Origin of the sequence: Pseudomonas sp. VI4.1 (assembly GCF_002029345.1) — a bacterium.
In the GTDB taxonomy this organism is placed as follows: Bacteria; Pseudomonadota; Gammaproteobacteria; order Pseudomonadales; family Pseudomonadaceae; genus Aquipseudomonas.
Genome location: NZ_MULM01000131.1, coordinates 23825 through 44038, shown reverse-complemented (window position 1 = coordinate 44038; position 20214 = coordinate 23825). Strand labels below are relative to the sequence as shown.

Annotated in this window: 11 protein-coding genes and 4 pseudogenes; 7 read left to right on the top strand and 8 right to left on the bottom strand. The window is 61.8% G+C overall.

Going from position 1 to position 20214, the window contains the following annotated elements:
* The 7 genes and pseudogenes from BZ163_RS10000 to BZ163_RS09970 form a co-directional block, all read right to left on the bottom strand.
* A pseudogene (locus BZ163_RS10000) lies at positions 1–346 on the bottom strand (DUF4381 domain-containing protein); the annotation flags it as partial.
* Positions 343–1277: pseudogene (locus tag BZ163_RS09995) on the bottom strand (DUF58 domain-containing protein). The pseudogenes BZ163_RS10000 and BZ163_RS09995, both read right to left, overlap by 4 nt.
* The gene (locus BZ163_RS09990) at positions 1274–2254 is read right to left on the bottom strand and encodes a MoxR family ATPase (protein WP_128870771.1); all 981 of its coding nucleotides are present in this window, start codon (positions 2252–2254) and stop codon (positions 1274–1276) included. The pseudogene BZ163_RS09995 and the gene BZ163_RS09990 overlap by 4 nt, the downstream one beginning before the upstream one ends.
* Positions 2255–2314: 60 nt before the next feature.
* The gene (locus BZ163_RS09985; protein ID WP_128870770.1) at positions 2315–3268 is read right to left on the bottom strand and encodes a transporter; all 954 of its coding nucleotides are present in this window, start codon (positions 3266–3268) and stop codon (positions 2315–2317) included.
* Between the two features lie 12 nt (positions 3269–3280).
* Positions 3281–3508: a hypothetical protein gene (locus BZ163_RS09980; protein WP_128870769.1), complete on the bottom strand. Its 228-nt coding sequence runs from the start codon at positions 3506–3508 to the stop codon at positions 3281–3283.
* Positions 3509–3518: 10 nt separating this feature from the next.
* Complete coding sequence (locus tag BZ163_RS09975) at positions 3519–4310, bottom strand: hypothetical protein (RefSeq protein WP_128870768.1); 792 nt, start codon at positions 4308–4310, stop codon at positions 3519–3521.
* A gap of 599 nt (positions 4311–4909) precedes the next feature.
* A complete protein-coding gene (locus BZ163_RS09970) occupies positions 4910–5344 on the bottom strand; it encodes a YciI family protein (protein ID WP_256578982.1) in 435 nt (144 codons plus the stop codon).
* Between the two features lie 264 nt (positions 5345–5608).
* Between BZ163_RS09970 and tpx the strand changes: the two genes are divergently transcribed.
* The 7 genes and pseudogenes from tpx (at position 5609) to BZ163_RS09935 (ending at position 18554) form a co-directional block, all read left to right on the top strand.
* Positions 5609–6109 (top strand): thiol peroxidase, encoded by a 501-nt coding sequence (gene tpx / locus BZ163_RS09965; RefSeq protein ID WP_128870767.1) that lies wholly within the window; start codon positions 5609–5611, stop codon positions 6107–6109.
* A gap of 178 nt (positions 6110–6287) precedes the next feature.
* Complete coding sequence (locus tag BZ163_RS09960; RefSeq protein WP_128870766.1) at positions 6288–7604, top strand: MdtA/MuxA family multidrug efflux RND transporter periplasmic adaptor subunit; 1317 nt, start codon at positions 6288–6290, stop codon at positions 7602–7604.
* Complete coding sequence (locus tag BZ163_RS09955) at positions 7601–10705, top strand: MdtB/MuxB family multidrug efflux RND transporter permease subunit (RefSeq protein ID WP_128870765.1); 3105 nt, start codon at positions 7601–7603, stop codon at positions 10703–10705. The genes BZ163_RS09960 and BZ163_RS09955 overlap by 4 nt, the downstream gene beginning before the upstream one ends.
* Positions 10702–13809, top strand: a complete 3108-nt coding sequence (locus tag BZ163_RS09950; protein ID WP_128870764.1) for an efflux RND transporter permease subunit — start codon at positions 10702–10704, stop codon at positions 13807–13809. The genes BZ163_RS09955 and BZ163_RS09950 overlap by 4 nt, the downstream gene beginning before the upstream one ends.
* A pseudogene (locus tag BZ163_RS09945) lies at positions 13806–15288 on the top strand (efflux transporter outer membrane subunit). The gene BZ163_RS09950 and the pseudogene BZ163_RS09945 overlap by 4 nt, the downstream one beginning before the upstream one ends.
* Before the next feature lie 270 nt (positions 15289–15558).
* A pseudogene (locus BZ163_RS09940) lies at positions 15559–17636 on the top strand (putative bifunctional diguanylate cyclase/phosphodiesterase).
* A gap of 171 nt (positions 17637–17807) precedes the next feature.
* On the top strand, positions 17808–18554 hold the full coding sequence (locus tag BZ163_RS09935) for an SDR family oxidoreductase (RefSeq protein ID WP_128870762.1): 747 nt from the start codon (positions 17808–17810) through the stop codon (positions 18552–18554).
* A gap of 197 nt (positions 18555–18751) precedes the next feature.
* Here BZ163_RS09935 and mapR read toward each other — a convergent pair whose 3' ends face one another.
* Positions 18752–20161 (bottom strand): GntR family transcriptional regulator MpaR, encoded by a 1410-nt coding sequence (gene mapR, locus BZ163_RS09930; protein WP_128870761.1) that lies wholly within the window; start codon positions 20159–20161, stop codon positions 18752–18754.
* Between the last annotated feature and the right edge of the window lie 53 nt (positions 20162–20214).

The window sequence follows — 20214 nt, the reverse complement described above, 5'->3', positions numbered from 1 at the left end:
CATCGATGTTGGCTGACACACCGCCTTCGCTGGCAAGCCAGCTCCTACAGGGATTGTGTTCCAGGCGGAGGGCATCGACAGGGCTACGCGTTTGAGCAGTTCGGGGAGTTCTCGCAGGGCAAGAAGCTGATCCTCGCTGTTTTGCAACTCCGCCAACCGCACCAACGCCTCCCGCCGATACCGATCCCGCCGCCACTGCCAATACCGCCGCGCACTTGAGCAGCGACACAGTTATGACCAATAACGCCAACAGCACCCACCAACCCCACGTCTGCGGCACATAGCTGACCGGTGCCGGCAGGCCGATTTCCTTGAGTTGCTCGATGCTGGGCACAGTCGGGTTCATCGCCGACCTCCACCCAGCTTGCCCAGTTCGACCCGCAATTGTTCCTGGGCATCGGTGGCCGTGCTAAACATCATCAACGGCACCTGGCTGCGGCGCAGCAGCGTGCGACGTCCTTGAGCCGACCGCCGAGAAAATCGCCCAAGGGCTGATGGACGCTGCGTTGCTCCACGGCCAGTTCCACTTGCAACTGGCCCTGGGTGATCAGCACTCGGCCATTTTTCGGCAGGTTCAACGCCAGCGGATCGTACACCTGCATGGCAATCACATCGTTATGCGCCGCCAACTGTCGCATCAGCTGCAGGGTGCGCGGGCCGGCGCCGGCAAAATCGCTGACGATGTAGATCAGGTGATCGTGACCGGCCACGGCCAGGCAATGTTGCAAGACCTTGTCGAGCTGGTCTGCGCCCTCGGCGTCCGGGTTACTGGCGTTCAGTGCCTGATTCTGCCGGGCCATGTGGCTGCACAGCGCCTGAATCCGTTTGCGGCTGCGCAACGGCGCGATGCTGTCGATGCGCTGATCGTTGAACACCAGCCCGCCGACCCGGTCCCCGGCGTTGAACACCATCCATGCGGCCAGTGCGCCGAGTTCGGCGGCGATTGCGGATTTGAAACTGCGCCGGGAGCCGAAGAACATCGACATGCGCTGGTCCACCAGGATCAACGCCGGTCTGTCGCGTTCCTCGGTAAAGGTACGGACCACCGGTTTGCCGGTGCGCAGCGAGGCGCGCCAATCCAGGTGACGCAAATCGTCCCCAGGTTGATAGCGGCGCAGCTCATCGAAGTTCAAGCCACGGCCACGCAACCGCGAAGCATGGTTGCCGGCGAGGATGCTGCCTTGAGGCTGGCGCGCGAGGAAACTCAGGTCACGGGCCTTGAACTCCAGGGCCATCAACTGTGCCAGAGAGACATAGACCAGCCCGTCGACGTTCATGCCACAATCGCGACTTTGTCGAGCAGACGATCCAGCACCTGATCGGCCGTCACACCGTCGGCCACCGCGTCATAGCTCAGTTGCAGGCGGTGGCGCAGCACCGGATGCGCCACGGTGCGCACGTTGTCAGGCGACACGAAGTCCTGGCCCTGCAACCAGGCGTCGGCCCGTGCGCAGCGGTCCAGGCCGATGCCGCCGCGGGGGCTGGCGCCGATGGCGATCCAGCGGCCGAGGTCGGCGTCGTAATCGGCGGGGTAGCGGGTGGCATTGATCAGGTCGATCAGGTAGCGGTCGATGGCCGGGGATACATGAACCGTGCTGACTTCTCGACGTGCAGCGAAGATCACCTCCTGGGACAGCGCGAAACCCTGGACCGCAGCCGTCCTGGCGCCGAGGGCCTGTTCTTCGACCCGCAGCAGGCGCAGCACCTGGCTTTCGTGTTCCGCACTGGGGTAATCCAGCAGGACTTTCATCAGGAAGCGGTCCATCTGCGCTTCCGGCAGCGGGTAAGTGCCTTCCTGCTCGATCGGGTTCTGGGTGGCCACGACGATGAACAGTTCCGGCAGCACATGGCTGTTGCCGGCCACGGTGATTTGCCGTTCTTCCATGGCTTCCAGCAGCGCGGCCTGGACCTTGGCCGGCGCCCGGTTGATTTCATCCGCCAGGATCAGGTTGCCGAACAACGGACCCGGCTGGAACTGGATCTGGTTTTTGCCATCGATCTGATGCAGCACCTCGGCCCCGGTGATGTCCGAGGGCATCAGGTCCGGGGTGAACTGGATGCGGCACATCTTCGCGTCCAGGTGTTTGGCGAGGGCCTTGACCGTGCGGGTCTTGGCCAGGCCGGGCAAGCTTTCCAGCAGCAAATGGCCGTTGGCCAACAGGCCGAGCAGGATCTGGCGGATGACCTGGTCCTGGCCGAGCACGGCTTCGGCGATGCTGGCTTGCAGGGCGTTGAGGTCGTTGAGTGCGGTCATGGGATGCTCACTTTCTCAAGTTCAAGATCCGGCCCCGAGGCCGCTCGGGTTCGTTCACACCTAGAAAAACGCCAAGGTCAGGTTGACGCTGAAACCGTTACCCTCAGGCCGGTTCCTGGTGTCGAATTCCGGCACCCATCGGGCGCTGACGCTGGCCTGGGCATCGGCGAACTTGCCGGCCCAGCCCACCACCGGGCCGGCACCCACCGAGCGGCCGCGAAAGCCGTTCAGTGCGTCGGCGGTATCGCCTTTGTCGTCGGTGATTTGCTGGACGTAGCCCGCCACCATGCCGGCGCTCCAGCCATTACCGAAACCGTGGGTCCATAGGGCGTCGAGGGTGAAAATGTTGCCGTTGCGATAATCCGTGGCGTCGTTCTCGGTGTAGAACTCCAGGCCGCTCGACAACGTCAATTCGCCACCCTTGCCGTCGAGGTGAGTGAACGCGACCGTCGGCATGAAGGTGTAGGTGTTCTGGCCCGGGTTGGCCAGACGGTCATCGTTATAGGCACCGGTTGGCACATAGATCGGCAGGGACAACGAGAGGTGGTTGAGTTCGTCGAAGTGGTAGCCGGCGGCAATCGGCGTGACCAGCATGTCGGCGAACTGTGTGCCGCTGTCCTCGGTGCCCAGGGTACGACCGCGCGGGCCGGTAATGCTGATGGTGACGTCTGTGTACTGAACCGGCACGCCGATGGCCGAGGCATAGTTCCAGCGACCCTTGCCGGTATCCCAGACATGGGTGAAGTTGGCCATGGTGTAGGACACTTTCATGTCCAGGTCCGCACCGATCTCGCCGACAATCGGCACACCCCGGCCGCCCTTGAGATCGCCGTCATACCAGATGCTGGTCAGGGACATCACCCAGCCCGGTTCCGGCGGCACGATCCCGGCATTGGAAAACACCTGCTGCCCGGTGATCGGCCGACCGACCCCGCCTTCGGCCGCGAGGACGGCCGGGCTGGTGCCGAGCACGCACAGGGCCAACAGAGGACGCACTACAAATGGCCTGACCATGACGAACTCCGCTTACTGTTGTTGATTGACGGGGGTCGACAGCGGCATTTTCCACTGGCTGCTGGCAATTTGCGGTTTTGGCAGGTACAGGCGCAACCCTCCGTGAAACGTGCCCCGGGCTTCTTCCGGGGTGGCGGCGAAACCGGTCGAAGACTGGGTGCCAGGGTCCTGGGCTCCGACGCCGCAGCTGACAAACATCGTCATCAGGCTGTAGCAGGCTGCGCGAATTACACCGTGCATGGATAAGTCCTCATTTGCCGAAGGTGACGTTGAGCCCCGCGAACAGCGTGAACTGCGGCAAGCCGTTGCCCTTGTGCTCTACGGTCCACTGCGGTTCGACGAAGGCGTTAAGGATATTGGGCCCGGACTTCCAGACTTTGCCGGCCCCGAACCCGACAGGGATGTAATGGGTGTCGTTTTTCAGATCGAAGGTCCAGGTGCCGGTAGAGCGCAGGTACCAGCCTTTGTCCAGGTTGTGCATGATGAACGGCTGCAGGGTGGCCGATTCAACATGCTGGCGGTCGCTGTCGCCGGCAAAGGAGCTCTGGTATTGCACCAATGCCCCGAGCAAGCCGCGGGGCGATGAATCGATCGCGACGGCGGCCAGGCCGGCCTGCCATTTACCCGTACCCAGTTCGTCCTGGTCGGCGCTGGGCGCGGTGATCATCGGCCCGATACCCAACTGCACTCCCTCGGTCTTGAGCAGGAAGATATCGAACAGGTTCAGGTCACCTTCACCGGTGCTGTAGCCGCCACTGGGATCGGGGCGTGTGCTGATAGGCGCAGTGGCGCGCAGCAACTGCGGGACGCCGATGAAATCATTGGGCGCAATCGGCAATGTGCCGCGCACCAGCAGGTCGTTGCTATGGATATTGGAGTCGTAGTACCTCGGGGTGTAGTAGTCCTGCAGGTTCATCCCCGGTGCGAGGTTCAGCGGGTTGTTGCTTTTATTGGCTGTGTCGGCGTTGTCGGCATGGGCACAACAGGCTGACGCCAGCGAAACCGCAAACAACAAGGTGCTCGCTCCTGGATTTTTCGACATGATTCCCCCGGTTCCCTGGTGGCTCAGCGGACGGCTCGGCACTTGGCGGCCTTTAACGCGTAATCCTTTTCCATTCAAGCCTGTAGGACGCGTCTGTAAAACTTAGCAGCTAAACAGAGGTTATCCAGTTGTGGGGGGGCTTAAACCTTGGTTTTGTGTACAAGATTCAACAACTATTGACCGCTGGTAACGCATTGATCATATAAATAAATCCCACCCTATATATATGTACCGCACCTGAGCATTACTCCATCGACATGCTGCGCCCTACAGACAAGGAGAGACTGTATGGCACAACAAACACTCAACGATGGATCAACAGGAGATGTTGTCATCAGATCCGGCCCGCCGGCTTCGGGTGGCGGTGGCGGTTCAGGGGGCGGCGGTTCTGGAGGTAACCGCGTAGGCGCGTCCGGGGCATTCAGCGGCCCCAGTCAAAGCACAAGAGAAGCCAGGAGGCGGGTCAAACAAGAGTACCTGCAAGCCCAGAAGCAACAGCGAGTTCAGGCAGCGGCCACCGCGGCACAAGCGCAGGAACTCGGCCGCAGCGAAACGCGCGCTCAACAACGATTCGACCGAACGCTGGCAGTTGTATCTCATTACCAAAGAGAAAAACGAAATTGACGGGCTGATCGCCCGTAAAACTTCAGAACTCGATGCAAAGAACGCGCGTCACCGAAATCCTCGGCCTCGTACACCTGGCGGATCTCGATCTCGGCGTCGGTGCCTGGCATCGGGTTGGGGCAGCGCTTGACCCAGTCGATCGCTTCCTGTTTCGACTTCACCTGCCACAACCAATAGCCGGCGATCAGCTCTCTGGTTTCGGCGAACGGGCCGTCGATCACCGTGCGCTGGTCGCCCGAGAAGCGCACGCGGGTGCCCTTGCTGCTGGGCTGCAGGCCGTCGCAATCGATGAGGATGCCAGCCTTGGCCAGTTCCTCGTTGAAATTGCCCATCGCGGTCATCAGTTCTTCGCTGGGCAGGATACCGGCTTCCGAATCCGGGCTGGCTTTCACAAAAATCATGAATCGCATGGTTTTGTCTCTGCTGGAGTTGAGTGACTCGGTTCTAGTCGAATGACCCTGTCCTGAATCGACAACACTGCAAACGAAAGATCACTGCAAATTGTCCTGAGACCCAGGCTTCCTGTAGGCGCCGGATGAGCCGCGGATTTTTGTATCCAGTTTTGCGGCTAACTGAATGACAATTTGTATCTGGGCATAGGTCGCCAGACCATTTCATGGTTAACTTCGGCCTCGTCAAAAATCTCCACATCAACGATCAGAAGGACTACGTTCATGGCTCAAGTCACTCTTAAAGGCAACCCGGTACAAGTCAACGGCGAATTGCCACAAGCCGGTTCCAAGGCGCCAGCCTTTTCCCTGGTGGCGGGCAATCTGTCCGACAAGACCCTGGCAGACTTCGCCGGCAAGCGTAAAGTGTTGAACATCTTCCCAAGCGTCGACACCCCGACCTGCGCTACCTCCGTGCGCAAGTTCAACGCCCAGGCCAGCGACATCGCCAACACCGTGGTGCTGTGCATCTCCGCTGACCTGCCATTCGCCCAGGCCCGTTTCTGCGGCGCCGAAGGCCTGGACAACGTGCAGAACCTGTCGACCCTGCGCGGTGCCGAGTTCATTCAGAACTACGGCGTGGCGATTGCCGATGGTCCGCTCAAGGGCCTGACCGCCCGTGCCGTCGTGGTGCTGGACGAAAACGACAACGTGCTGCACAGCGAACTGGTCAAGGAAATCGCTGACGAACCGAACTACGACGCAGCACTTGCCGTTCTGAAATAAGTATTCCCTTACAATTGTTAACGGCCTGGCCCTGTCCAGGCCGTTTTCATTTGTGCTTCAGTGCCTTAGACAAACCTCCTGATACGTAAGCGAAAGGTAAATTGCCGGTAAAGGCGCTTTGCTAAACGCCCTCCAGTGCTTATCGTTCAGCCTCCCGTAGAAAAAGCCCACGCGCCCAATGGTTGATCAATCAATGCAATCCTCTGCTTCCCGTAATCCCCGTCGCTGGCTGTTCGGCCTGCTCGTGCTGTTGGTCATCGCCGTCCTGTGCTGGAAATTCTGGCCCGGCGGGGCTGCGCCAAAAGAAGGCGCGGGGCAAAAAGCCGTGGCCGGGCACACCGGTCGGTCCGGTGGGATGCGTCCGGGTTTCGGTGGCGCGGCCGGCCCGGTACCGGTGCGGGTGGCACCGGCGGTGAAGGGCGACTTCCCGCTGTACTACAAGGCGTTGGGCACCGTGACGGCGCAGAACACCATCAATGTACGCAGCCGGGTCGGCGGCGAACTGATCAAGATAGCGTTCGAAGAAGGGCAGATGGTCAAGGCGGGCGATCTGCTGGCCGAGATCGACCCGCGGCCCTACCAGAACGCCCTGCTGCAGGCCGAAGGCACCTTGTTGCAGAATCAGGCGCAATTGAAGAATGCCCAGGTCGACGTTGAACGCTACCGCGGCCTGTATCGCGAAGACAGTATCGCCAAGCAGACCCTGGACACCGCCGAAGCGCTGGTGGGTCAGTATCAGGGCACGGTCAAGACCAACCAGGCGGCGGTCAACGACGCCAAGCTCAATCTCGAATTCACCCGGATCCGCGCACCGATCACCGGCCGCGTGGGCCTGCGTCAGCTGGACGTCGGCAACCTGGTCGCCGCCAATGACACCACGGCGCTGGCGATCATCACCCAGACCCAGCCGATCAGCGTGGCCTTCACCTTGCCGGAAAACAGCCTCGACGTGGTGCTGGCTCGCTACCGCACCGGTGCCAAGCTGCCTGCCGAAGCCTGGGACCGCAGCGACACCAAACTGCAGGCCACCGGTGTGTTGCAGAGCCTCGATAACCAGATCGACGTCACCACTGGCACCCTGAAATTCAAGGCTCGCTACGAGAACCGCGACCAGGCGCTATTCCCCAATCAGTTCGTCAACGTCCACCTGCTGGCCGACACGCTGAAAGACGTGGTGCTCGCACCCTCGGCAGCCATTCAGTTCGGCACCAACGGCACCTTCGTCTACGCGATGGACGGCGACAAGAAGGTCACGATCCGCCAGCTGAAAGTCGGCGCCAGTAACGGTGACAATACCGTTATCACCGAGGGCCTGGCCGCCGGTGATCGGGTGGTGCTGGAAGGCACCGACCGCCTGAAGGAAGGCAGCGAAGTGGAAGTGGTCAACGACAGCAAGGATGTACCGACCACCCCGACCGAGCACCTGCAAGGCAAATCGGCGGCGACCTCGGCTGAGCCCGCGACCACCGACAAGGCGAAAAAGGGCGGCGCATGAACATTTCGCGGCTGTTCATCCTTCGCCCGGTCGCCACGACCCTGAGCATGCTGGCCATTATTCTGGCCGGTGTGATTGCCTATCGGCTGCTGCCGGTGTCGGCCTTGCCCCAGGTCGATTACCCGACCATTCGCGTCATGACGCTGTACCCCGGCGCCAGCCCGGATGTCATGACCAGCGCCGTGACCGCGCCACTGGAGCGTCAGTTCGGGCAGATGCCCGGCCTGACACAGATGGCCTCGACCAGTTCCGGCGGCGCTTCGGTGCTGACCCTGCGGTTCAGTCTCGACATCAACATGGACGTCGCCGAGCAGCAAGTGCAGGCGGCGATCAACGCCGCGACCAATCTGCTGCCCACGGACTTGCCGGCGCCGCCGGTGTACAACAAGGTCAACCCGGCGGACACCCCGGTGCTGACCCTGGCCATCACCTCCAAGACCATGCTGTTGCCCAAGCTCAACGATCTGGTCGACACCCGCATGGCGCAGAAAATCGCCCAGATCAGCGGCGTCGGCATGGTCAGCATCGCCGGCGGCCAACGGCAGGCGGTACGGATCAAGGTCAACCCCGAGGCCCTCGCGGCCAACGGCCTGAACCTGTCCGACGTGCGGACCCTGATCGGCGCCTCCAACGTCAACCAGCCCAAGGGCAACTTCGACGGCCCGACCCGGGTGTCGATGCTCGATGCCAACGACCAGCTGACCTCGCCCGAGGATTACGCCAACCTGATCCTGGCTTACGCCAACGGCGCACCGCTGCGGCTCAAGGACGTGGCAGAGATCGTCGACGGCGCCGAGAACGAACGATTGGCGGCCTGGGCCAATGAAAACCAGGCGGTGTTGCTGAACATCCAGCGCCAGCCCGGTGCCAACGTCATCGAAGTGGTCGACCGGATCAAGGCCTTGCTGCCAAGCATCACCGACAACTTGCCGGCGGGTCTCGATGTGACGGTGCTCACTGACCGCACCCAGACCATCCGCGCCTCCGTCACCGACGTGCAGCACGAATTGCTGATCGCCATTGCCCTGGTGGTGATGGTGACCTTCCTGTTCCTGCGCCGCGCCAGCGCCACGATCATTCCGTCGGTGGCCGTGCCGCTGTCGCTGATCGGGACCTTCGGCGTGATGTACCTCGCCGGTTTCTCGGTCAACAACCTGACCCTGATGGCCCTGACCATCGCCACCGGTTTTGTGGTGGACGATGCGATCGTGATGCTGGAGAACATTTCCCGCTACATCGAAGAGGGCGAGAGCCCGATGAATGCGGCGCTCAAGGGCGCCAAACAGATCGGTTTCACCCTGGTGTCCCTGACCCTGTCGCTGATCGCGGTGTTGATCCCATTGCTGTTCATGGCCGACGTGGTGGGACGCCTGTTCCGCGAATTTGCGATCACCCTGGCGGTGGCCATCCTGATCTCGCTGGTGGTGTCCCTGACCTTGACCCCAATGATGTGCGCGCGGCTACTCAAGCGTGAACCCAAGGAGGAAGAGCAGGGCCGTTTCTACCGTGCCAGCGGCGCAACAATTGATTGGATGATCGCGGCTTACGGGCGCAAGTTAAAGTGGGTTCTCAAGCATCAACCACTGACGTTGCTGGTGGCCATCGGCACCTTGGCGCTGACCGTGTTCCTGTACATGGTGGTGCCCAAGGGCTTCTTCCCGGTGCAAGACACCGGGGTGATCCAGGGTATTTCCGAGGCGCCGCAGTCGATTTCCTTTGCGGCCATGAGCGAGCGGCAACAGGAACTGGCCAAGGTGATTCTCGCCGATCCGGCGGTAGAGAGCCTGTCGTCCTACATCGGGGTCGACGGCGATAACTCGACGCTCAACAGCGGCCGGCTGCTGATCAACCTCAAGTCCCACAGCAACCGTGACCTGAGCGCGACCGAAGTGATAACGCGCCTGCAACCCGAGCTGGACAAGCTGACCGGTATTCGCCTGTACATGCAGCCAGTGCAGGATTTGACCATCGAAGACCGGGTCAGCCGCACCCAGTACCAATTCAGCATGTCATCGCCAGACTCGGAGTTGCTGAGCCTGTGGAGTGGCCGCCTGGTGGACGCCCTGGCCCAACGGCCGGAGCTGACCGACGTCGCCAGCGACTTGCAGGACAAGGGCTTGCAGGTCTACCTGGTGATCGATCGTGACGCGGCGTCGCGGGTCGGGGTATCCGTGTCGAATATCACCGACGCGCTGTACGACGCCTTTGGCCAGCGGCAGATTTCCACCATTTACACCCAGGCCAGCCAGTACCGCGTGGTCCTGCAATCCCAGGCCGGCGAGAAGATCGGCCCGGACGCGCTGAACCAGATTCACGTCAAGACCACCGATGGCGGGCAAGTGCGCCTGTCCAGCCTGGCGCGCATCGAAGAGCGCCAGGCGCAACTGGCGATCACCCACATCGGCCAGTTCCCGGCGGTGATGATGTCGTTCAACCTGGCACCGGGCGTGGCGCTGGGGCATGCGGTGGAGATCATCGAACAGGTGCAGCAGGACATCGGCATGCCGATCGGCGTGCAGACCCAGTTCCAGGGTGCGGCCGAGGCGTTCCAGGCCTCGTTGTCGAGCACCTTGCTGTTGGTCCTGGCGGCGGTGGTGACCATGTACATCGTGCTCGGCGTGCTGTACGAAAGCTATATCCACCCGATCACCATCCTCTCGACCTTGCCCTCGGCGGCGGTCGGCGCCTTGCTGGCGCTGCTGTTGAGCGGCAACGACCTGGGGATGATCGCGATCATCGGCATCATCTTGCTGATCGGTATCGTGAAAAAGAACGCGATCATGATGATCGACTTCGCCCTCGACGCTGAACGCAATCAGGGCCTGGACCCGGAGACGGCGATCTATCAGGCGGCGCTGCTGCGCTTCCGGCCGATCCTGATGACCACCCTGGCCGCGTTGTTTGGCGCGGTGCCGTTGATGCTGGCCACCGGTTCCGGGGCTGAATTGCGCCAGCCGTTGGGCCTGGTGATGGTTGGCGGGTTGCTGGTGAGTCAGGTGCTGACGCTGTTCACCACTCCGGTGATCTACCTGTACTTCGACCGCCTGGGCCGTCGTTGGGGGCGCAAGTCCGAGTCCGTGGAAGTGGTTGAGCAGCCATGAACCTCTCCGGACCTTTCATCAAGCGCCCGGTCGCGACCATGTTGCTGAGCCTGGCGATCATGCTGCTGGGCGGGGTGAGCTTCGGCCTGTTGCCGGTGTCGCCGCTGCCGCAAATGGACTTCCCGGTGATCGTGGTCCAGGCCAGCCTGCCCGGCGCGAGCCCGGAAGTGATGGCCTCGACCGTGGCCACGCCGCTGGAGCGTTCCTTCGGGGCGATTGCCGGGGTGAACACCATGAGCAGCCGTTCCAGCCAGGGCTCGACCCGGGTGATCCTGCAATTTGACCTCGACCGCGATATCAACGGCGCGGCGCGGGAAGTGCAGGCGGCGATCAACGCCTCACGCAACCTGCTGCCCAGCGGGATGCGCAGCATGCCAACCTATAAGAAGGTCAACCCGTCCCAGGCGCCGATCATGGTGTTGTCGTTGACCTCGGACGTGCTGGAAAAAGGCCAGCTCTACGACTTGGCCTCGACCATCCTGTCCCAGAGCCTGTCCCAGGTGCAGGGCGTTGGCGAAGTGCAGATCGGCGGCAGCTCCTTGCCGGCGGTGCGCATCGAACTCGAGCCCCAGGCGCTGAACCAGTACGGCGTGGCCCTGGACGATGTGCGCAACACCATCGCCAATGCCAACGTGCGCCGCCCCAAGGGTTCGGTCGAGGACGGTGAGCGGTTATGGCAGGTGCAGGCCAACGATCAACTGGAGAAAGCCAAGGACTACGAGTCGCTGATCATCCACTACGCGGATGGCGCGGCCCTGCGCCTGAAGGATGTGGCCAAGGTCAGCGATGGCGTCGAGGACCGCTACAACAGCGGTTTCTTCAACGACGACGCGGCGGTCTTGCTGGTGATCAACCGCCAGGCCGGCGCCAACATCATCGAGACGGTCAACGAGATCAAGGCCCAGTTGCCGGCGTTGCAGGCGGTGCTGCCGGCCAGCGTCAAGCTGAACCTGGCGATGGACCGTTCGCCGGTGATCAAGGCGACCCTGCACGAAGCGGAGATGACCCTGTTGATTGCCGTGGCGCTGGTGATCCTGGTGGTGTTCCTGTTTCTGGGTAACTTCCGCGCGTCATTGATTCCGACCCTGGCCGTACCGGTGTCGCTGGTTGGCACGTTCGCGGTGATGTACCTCTATGGCTTCTCACTGAACAACCTGTCGCTGATGGCGCTGATCCTGGCCACCGGGCTGGTGGTGGACGACGCCATCGTGGTGCTGGAGAACATATCCCGGCACATCGACAAAGGCGTGCCGCCAATGAAAGCGGCGTATCTGGGGGCCCAGGAAGTCGGTTTCACCTTGCTGTCGATGAACGTCTCGCTGGTGGCGGTGTTTCTGTCGATCCTGTTCATGGGCGGGATCGTCGAAAGCCTGTTTCGCGAATTTTCCATCACCCTGGCAGCGTCCATCGTGGTGTCGCTGCTGGTCTCGCTGACGCTGACGCCGATGCTCTGCGCCCGCTGGCTCAGCCCGCACATCCCGGGCCAGGAAAACCGTCTGCAGCGCTACAGCCAGCGGGCCAACGCCTGGATGGTGGGCAAATACGCCACCAGCCTCGACTGGGTGCTGCGTCACCGCCTCCTGACGCTGCTCAGTCTGTTTGTGACAGTTGGCGTTAACATCGCGCTGTATGTCGTTGTTCCTAAAACGTTTATGCCTCAGCAGGACACTGGTCAGCTGATCGGTTTCGTGCGCGGTGACGACGGCCTGTCGTTCAGCGTGATGCAGCCGAAAATGGAAATCTTCCGGCGCGCAGTGCTCAAGGATCCGGCGGTGGAAAGCGTCGCCGGCTTCATCGGCGGCAACAACGGCACCAACAACGCCTTCATGCTGGTACGCCTGAAACCGATCAAGGAGCGTAACCTGTCCGCGCAGAAAGTCATTGAACGCCTGCGCAAGGAAATGCCCAAGGTCCCCGGTGCTCAGCTGATGCTGATGGCCGACCAGGACCTGCAGTTCGGCGGAGGCCGTGAACAGACCAGCTCGCAATATTCCTACATCCTGCAAAGCGGCGATCTGGGAGAGTTGCGCGAGTGGTACCCCAAAGTCGTGGCCGCGCTCAAGGCATTGCCGGAACTGACGGCGATTGACGCCCGTGAAGGTCGTGGCGCCCAACAGGTCACGCTGATTGTCGATCGCGATCAGGCCAAACGCCTGGGCGTCGACATGAATATGGTCACCTCGGTGCTCAACAACGCCTACAGCCAGCGGCAAATATCGACGATATACGACAGCCTCAACCAGTATCAGGTGGTGATGGAGGTCAACCCCAAATACGCCCAGGACCCGATCACCCTCAATCAGGTCCAGGTGATCACCGCCGACGGCGCGCGCATTCCGTTGTCGACCATCGCTCATTATGAAAGCAGCCTGGAAGACGATCGGGTCAGCCACGAAGGCCAGTTCGCCTCCGAGAGCGTTGCCTTCGACATGGCTGAAGGCGTAACGGTGGAGCAGGGCACGGCCGCCATTGAGCGGGCGATTGCCAAGGTCGGCTTGCCTGAAGCCGTGATCGCGAAAATGTCCGGCACCGCCGATGCGTTTGCCGCCACCCAGAAGAGCCAGCCGTGGATGATTCTCGGGGCGTTGGTGGCGGTCTACCTGGTGTTGGGCGTGCTGTATGAAAGCTACATCCATCCGCTGACCATTCTCTCGACCTTGCCGTCGGCCGGGGTGGGCGCACTGCTGTCCATCTATGCGCTGGGCGGCGAGTTCAGCCTGATCTCGTTGCTCGGCCTGTTTTTGCTGATTGGCGTGGTGAAGAAAAACGCCATTCTGATGATCGACCTGGCCCTGCAGCTCGAACGGCATCAGGGCCTGGAACCGCTGGAATCGATTCGCAGTGCCTGCCTGCAACGGTTGCGGCCGATTCTGATGACCACGCTGGCCGCCATCCTCGGTGCGTTGCCGTTGCTGCTGAGCCGCGCCGAAGGGGCGGAAATGCGTCAGCCCCTGGGCCTGACCATCATCGGCGGGTTGATCTTCAGCCAGGTGCTGACCCTCTATACCACCCCGGTGGTCTACCTCTATCTCGACAAACTGCGCCATCGCTTCAATCACTGGCGTGGAGTGCGTACCGATGCTGCTCTGGAAACTCCGCTATGACTGACCGTTCGCTGTTCAACCTGGCTGCACCCGCGGTCACGGCCCGAGGTTCGCGTTTACTCAGCCTGTCCGCTGTGCGTGGCGCTGCTCAGTGCCTGCGCCATCGGCCCGGATTACCAGCGCCCGGCAGCCGCTGCGCCGGTGCAATACAAGGAAGCGGCCGGCTGGCGCCAAGCCAATCCGAGCGATTCCCTGGCCCGCGGTGCCTGGTGGGAACTGTATGGCGATCGACAGCTCAATGACCTGATCGTGAAACTCAACAGCGCCAACCAGACCGTCGCCCAGTCCGAAGCCCAATACCGTCAGGCCCAGGCCTTGGTACGCAGTGCCCGTGGAGCGTTTTTCCCCACTGTGGACCTGACTGTCGGCAAGGATCGTTCGAGCCAGGGCACCGGCAGCAGCAGCTCAAGCCTGACCAGTACCTCCAGTGGTATTCGTGACACGTACACCGCCCAGGCCGGGGTCAGTTGGGAGGCTGACGTCTGGGGCAAATTGCGCCGGGGCCTTGAAGCCGACACGGCCAACGCCGAGGCGAGTTTTGCCGATCTGGCGGCGATGCGCCTGAGCCAGCAATCGGAACTGGTGCAGAACTACCTGCAATTGCGGGTGATCGATGAGCAGAAGCGCCTGCTTGAAGCGACGGTCGAAGCCTATCGGCGCTCGCTGACAATGACCGAAAATCAATACCGTGCCGGGGTTTCCGGCAAGGACGCGGTGGCCCAGGCCACCACTCAGCTCAAGAGCACCGAAGCCGAGATGGTCGATCTGATCTGGCAGCGTGCCCAGTTCGAGAACGCCATTGCCGTACTGATCGGGTTGGCGCCGGCGCAGTTCAGCCTGGCCGAGACCCAGGACATCCCGGCCTTGCCGCAGGTGCCGCTAGCCCTGCCGTCGCAATTGCTGGAACGCCGCCCGGACATTGCCTCCGCGGAGCGTTCGGTGATGGCGGCCAACGCCAACATCGGCGTGGCCAAGGCGGCTTATTATCCGGACCTGACGCTGAGCCTGAACGGCGGTTACAGCAGCAGTACCTCGAACAACTGGTTCAGCGTGCCTAACCGCTTCTGGTCGGTCGGACCGCAACTGGCGATGACCCTGTTCGACGGCGGTCAGCGTTCGGCGGAAGTCGACCGCAGCGAGGCCGCCTACGACGAAACCGTGGCCAACTACCGCCAGACCGTGCTCGATGGTTTTCGTGAGGTGGAAAACTACCTGGTGCAACTCAAGGTCCTGGAAAACGAGGCGGGTGTACGCCAGGAAGCACTGGACGCGGCGCGTGAATCGCTGCGTCTGATCCAGAATCAGTACAAGGCCGGGGTGATTGCTTATCTGGACGTGGTGGTGGTGCAAGCCACTGCATTAAGTAACGAACGTAACGTGCTGAATTTGTTACAGAGTCGGTTGATTGCCAGCGTGCAACTGATCGCTGCCCTGGGTGGCGGATGGGATGGCGCACTGCAGGTGAGCGACAACCTGTAGGAGCTGGCTTGCCAGCGAAGGCGTCCGTTCAGGCAATGAATGTTTCGACTGACCCACCGCTTTCGCTGGCAAGCCAGCTCCTACAGTGACCTGTATTATCCCAAAACAGGGTATCGGCCATGACCCTGTTTTCACTTCAAACAAGCGTTTCATCAACTTGATGGCCTTTTGCTAATTTTGTCAGTGCGTTCTGTTGCGCATTGAGTACAATCGCCGGATTTGCCCCCTCGAGAACGGAAGCAGTACGACGGGGCGGTCGCGAGAAGGCCTATGCTCGGTAGCTATTCCCCCACACTGGTTATCATCTCGCTCTGTGTAGCGATTCTCGCTTCCTATACCGCGCTCGACCTCACCGAACGCATCGCCACGGCCAAAGGTCGCGCTGTGCATTTATGGACCGCGGGCGGCGCCTTTGCCATGGGCATCGGGGTGTGGTCGATGCATTTCATCGGCATGCTCGCGTTCAAACTGCCGATCGACCTCGGTTACGACGTCACCCTGACCTTGCTGTCACTGCTGATCGGGATCCTGTCCAGCGGCTTTGCCTTGTGGCTGGTCAGTCAGCCGCAGTTGCCCGCCTGGCAACTGGCGTTCGGCGCGCTGATCATGGGCGCCGGCATCAGTGCCATGCATTACACCGGCATGGCCGCCATGCTCATGCAGCCGGGCATCGATTACGACCCGACACTGTTCAGCGCATCGCTGCTCATTGCGGTGGGCGCGTCGGGCGCCGCGTTATGGATCGCGTTTCGCCTGCGTCAGCACAGTCCTTATGTGATCCTGATCCGTGGCGGGGCCGCGGTGATCATGGGGCTCGCCATCGTCGGCATGCACTACACCGCCATGGCCGCGGCGCGCTTCGCCGACGGCAGTTTCTGTGGCGCGGCCATCGACGGCTTGAACGGCAAGGGCCTGGACAACCTGGTGCTGATCACCACCCTGGCCATTTTGACCATCGCCTTGCTGACGTCGGTGCTCGATGCGCGCATGGAGGTGCGCACCGCCAGCCTTGCCCACTCGTTGACCGAAGCCAATCGCGAACTGACTCAATTGGCCCTGCATGACACCCTGACCGGCCTGCCGAATCGGGTGTTGCTGGCCGACCGCATCGATCAGGCGATGTCGAAGGTACAGGAGCAGGGCGGTTGTTTTGCGTTGATGTTCATCGACCTGGACGGGTTCAAACCGGTCAACGATGCCTTCGGTCATCACATGGGCGATCAGTTGCTGCGAGCGGTCGGCCTGCGGTTGCGCGAGGAGTTGCGCAGTCAGGACACCCTGGCGCGGATCGGTGGCGATGAGTTCGTGCTGCTGGTGCAACTGGGCGAGGAGAATGATGTCTTGAACCTGGCGGCCCGCCAGGTCGGATTGATTGCGCGCTCGTTCCAGGTCGCCGAACACGACCTGCAGATCTCCGCCAGTGTCGGTATCGCGGTTTACCCGGGTAACGGCTGCACCGCTGAAGAGCTGCTGATGAACGCCGACGCGGCGATGTATCACGCCAAGGGCACCGGGAAAAACGGCTACAGTTTTTTCGATGTATCGATGAACAGCAACGCCCGCAAACAACTGCAACTGCTGCAAGACTTGCGCAACGCCCTGGAGCAGCAGCAATTCAGTCTCCATTACCAGCCCAAGTTCGACGCCGCCAATGGCCATCCGGTCGGCGCCGAAGCGCTGCTGCGCTGGAGCACCCGACCCAGGGCATGCTGCTGCCGGACAAGTTCATCGATCTGGCGGAGAAAACCGGGTTGATCATTCCGATCGGCGACTGGGTGCTCAATGAAGCGTGCCGGCAGATGCGCGAGTGGTACCTGCTCGGTTACACCGATTGGCGCATCGCGGTGAATCTCTCGGCCTTGCAGTTCTGCCACGTCGGGCTGGTGCAGAGCGTGGCCAAAGCCTTGGCCACGCACCATTTGCCGGCCAACAGCCTGACCCTCGAAATCACCGAGACCACCGCCATGAACGACGCCGATGTCAGCATGACGGTGCTTCAGGAGTTGTCGGAAATGGGCGTCGACCTGTCCATCGATGACTTTGGCACCGGCTATTCGAGCTTGATGTACCTCAAGCGCCTGCCCGCCAATGAGCTGAAAATCGACCGGGGGTTCGTCCGCGATCTGGAGCACGACAGCGACGACGCCGCCATCGTTTCCGCCATCGTCGCCCTGGGCCAGGCATTGGGTCTGCGGATCGTCGCCGAAGGCGTGGAAACCGGGGTGCAACAGGACTTCCTGACGAAACTCGGCTGCGACTCGTTGCAAGGCTATCTGCTCGGCCATCCGCTGCCGGCGGCGCGCTTCCTGGCGGATATTGTGCGTGGCGAACAATTGGCAGTCGGTTGATCCACCCCCAAGAGAACAGACTGCTTTTCTGAAGAGGGTGCTTGTGTGGCTCCCTCGCCACACAAGCATCCTCAGCCAGCCGCAGGGTTTGGAAACACGCCGATGCAAAACCCGGCGATGACGGTTATTCTTTGCTCCGACTGCTTACGCTTGAAACGGGGGAACGCGAGCATGGATAAAGTCATCGTCATCACCGGCGGCAGCCGCGGCATCGGTGCCGCCACCGCCTTGTTGGCCGCCGAACAGGGCTATCGGATCTGCATCAACTATCAGGCCGACGAAGAAGCCGCCCAGACGGTGCTCGAGCAAGTCCGCGCCCTGGGCGCGCAAGCCATCGCGGTTCGCGCCGACGTCAGTATCGAAGACGAGGTGATCGCCCTGTTCCAGCGGGTGGACAGCGAACTGGGCAGGGTCACGGCCCTGGTCAACAACGCAGGCACCGTCGGGCACAAGTCCCGGGTCGAGGAAATGTCGGAATTTCGCATCCTCAAAACCCTCAAGACCAACGTCCTGGCGCCGATCCTCTGCGCCAAGCATGCGCTCCTGCGCATGTCCCCCAGGCACGGCGGGCAGGGCGGCAGTATCGTCAACGTGTCCTCGGTCGCCTCGCGCCTGGGATCACCCAACGAGTACGTGGACTACGCGGCGTCGAAAGGCGCGCTGGACAGCTTCACCATCGGCCTGTCGAAGGAAGTGGCGGGCGAAGGTATTCGTGTCAACGCCGTGCGACCGGGGTTCATCTATACCGACTTTCATGCGCTGAGCGGCGATCCGGACCGGGTCAGCAAGCTGGAATCGGCGATCCCCATGGCGCGGGGCGGGCGGCCGGATGAAGTGGCGGAGGCGATTGTCTGGTTGTTGTCGGATAAGGCGTCGTATGCGACGGGGACTTTCGTTGATCTGGGTGGTGGCCGGTAACAGCTGAAGATCAAAAGATCGCAGCCTTCGGCAGCTCCTACAGGTGGACGCAAAACCCCTGTAGGAGCTGGCTTGCCAGCGAAAGCGTCCGTTCATGCGATAAAGGTATCGACTGATCCACCGCCTTCGCTGGCAAGCCAGCTCCTACAGAGTTTTGCGTTCCCCTGTGAGCTGCCGAAGGCTGCGATCTTTTGCTTTTAAAAGGACCTGACAATCCTGCCCAACGTCTCCATCGCCTGCTCCGCAGCCTCATCCCACGGGCTGCCATAATTCAACCGGATACAATTCCTGAAACGTTGGGTTGGTGAAAAGATCGGTCCCGGCGCAATGCTGATCCCCTGCGCCAAGGCCATCTGAAACAACTTCAACGAATCCATCTGCGCCGGCAACTCCAGCCACAAAAAGTACCCGCCCGCCGGCTGGCTGACCCGTGTCTGCGCCGGGAAATAGCGAGCGATGGCCGCCAGCATCGCGCTCTGCTGCTCTTCCAGTGCGTAACGCAATTTGCGCAAATGCCGGTCGTAACCGCCATGCTGCAGGTAGTCGGCAATGGCCGCCTGGGCCGGCATCGAGGCGCAGAGCGAGGTCATGAGTTTCAGCCGTTCGATCTTTTGCGCAAAACGCCCGGCAGCGACCCAGCCGATGCGGTAGCCGGGGGCCAGGCTCTTGGCGAATGAACCGCAGTGCATCACCAGCCCCTCGGTGTCGAAGGCCTTGGCCGGTTTCGGCGCCTGTTGACCGTAATAGAGCTCGGCATAGACGTCGTCTTCGATCAGCGGCACCTGATGGCTGCGCAACAACTCCACCAGTTCGCGTTTTTTGGCTTCGGGCATGGTCGCGCCCATGGGGTTCTGAAAACTGGTCATGCACCAACAAGCCTTGATCGGGTGGCGCTCCAGGGTTTGCGCGAGCGCGCCAAGGTCGATGCCGTCGCGCGGGTGCACGGGGATTTCCACGGCTTTGAGCTTCAAGCGTTCCAGCACTTGCAGGCAGGCGTAGAACGCTGGCGCTTCAATGGCCACCAGGTCGCCAGGTTCGGTGACGGCTTGCAGGCACAGGTTCAGGGCTTCCAGCGCGCCGTTGGTGATCAGCAGCTCTTCGATGGGCAGCATCAGCCCGCCGACCATGTAGCGCAGGGCGATTTGTCGACGCAGTTGCGGGTTGCCCGGCGACATGTCGGTGACCACCATGCGCGGGTCCATGTCCCGGGCGGCACTGGCCAGGGAGCGCGACAGCCGTTGCAACGGGAACAGGGCAGGGCTGGGGAAGGCCGAGCCGAAGGGCACGGTGTTCGGGTCCTTGATCGAGTCGAGGACCGAGAACACCAGTTCGCTGGACGTCGACTCGGTGGATTCGTTGACCTGACTGCTGATGACCGGCTCGGAAAACGGGCTCGGTGCATGGGCGTTGACGAAGTAGCCGGAACGCGGCCGGGCGCGGATCAGGCCGCGGCGTTCGAGCAGGTAATAGGCCTGGAACACCGTGGACGGGCTGACGCCGTAGGTCTGGCTGGCGTAGCGCACCGAAGGCACACGCTGGCCGGGGCCGAGGACGCCGGAGCGGATCAGTTCAGCGATGTCGTCGGCGAATTTTTCGTAGCGTTTCATCGGGTGCCTGGATGGGTGTCATTCAGAAATATCGAGGTGATTTGTTCGCGGGC

Coding starts and splice junctions, on each gene's coding strand:
- BZ163_RS09990 (WP_128870771.1), bottom strand. CDS start 2,254: ATGACCGCACTCAACGACCTCAACGCCCTGCAAGCCAGCATCGCCGAA.
- BZ163_RS09985 (WP_128870770.1), bottom strand. CDS start 3,268: ATGGTCAGGCCATTTGTAGTGCGTCCTCTGTTGGCCCTGTGCGTGCTC.
- BZ163_RS09980 (WP_128870769.1), bottom strand. CDS start 3,508: ATGCACGGTGTAATTCGCGCAGCCTGCTACAGCCTGATGACGATGTTT.
- BZ163_RS09975 (WP_128870768.1), bottom strand. CDS start 4,310: ATGTCGAAAAATCCAGGAGCGAGCACCTTGTTGTTTGCGGTTTCGCTG.
- BZ163_RS09970 (WP_256578982.1), bottom strand. CDS start 5,344: ATGCGATTCATGATTTTTGTGAAAGCCAGCCCGGATTCGGAAGCCGGT.
- tpx (WP_128870767.1), top strand. CDS start 5,609: ATGGCTCAAGTCACTCTTAAAGGCAACCCGGTACAAGTCAACGGCGAA.
- BZ163_RS09960 (WP_128870766.1), top strand. CDS start 6,288: ATGGTTGATCAATCAATGCAATCCTCTGCTTCCCGTAATCCCCGTCGC.
- BZ163_RS09955 (WP_128870765.1), top strand. CDS start 7,601: ATGAACATTTCGCGGCTGTTCATCCTTCGCCCGGTCGCCACGACCCTG.
- BZ163_RS09950 (WP_128870764.1), top strand. CDS start 10,702: ATGAACCTCTCCGGACCTTTCATCAAGCGCCCGGTCGCGACCATGTTG.
- BZ163_RS09935 (WP_128870762.1), top strand. CDS start 17,808: ATGGATAAAGTCATCGTCATCACCGGCGGCAGCCGCGGCATCGGTGCC.
- mapR (WP_128870761.1), bottom strand. CDS start 20,161: ATGAAACGCTACGAAAAATTCGCCGACGACATCGCTGAACTGATCCGC.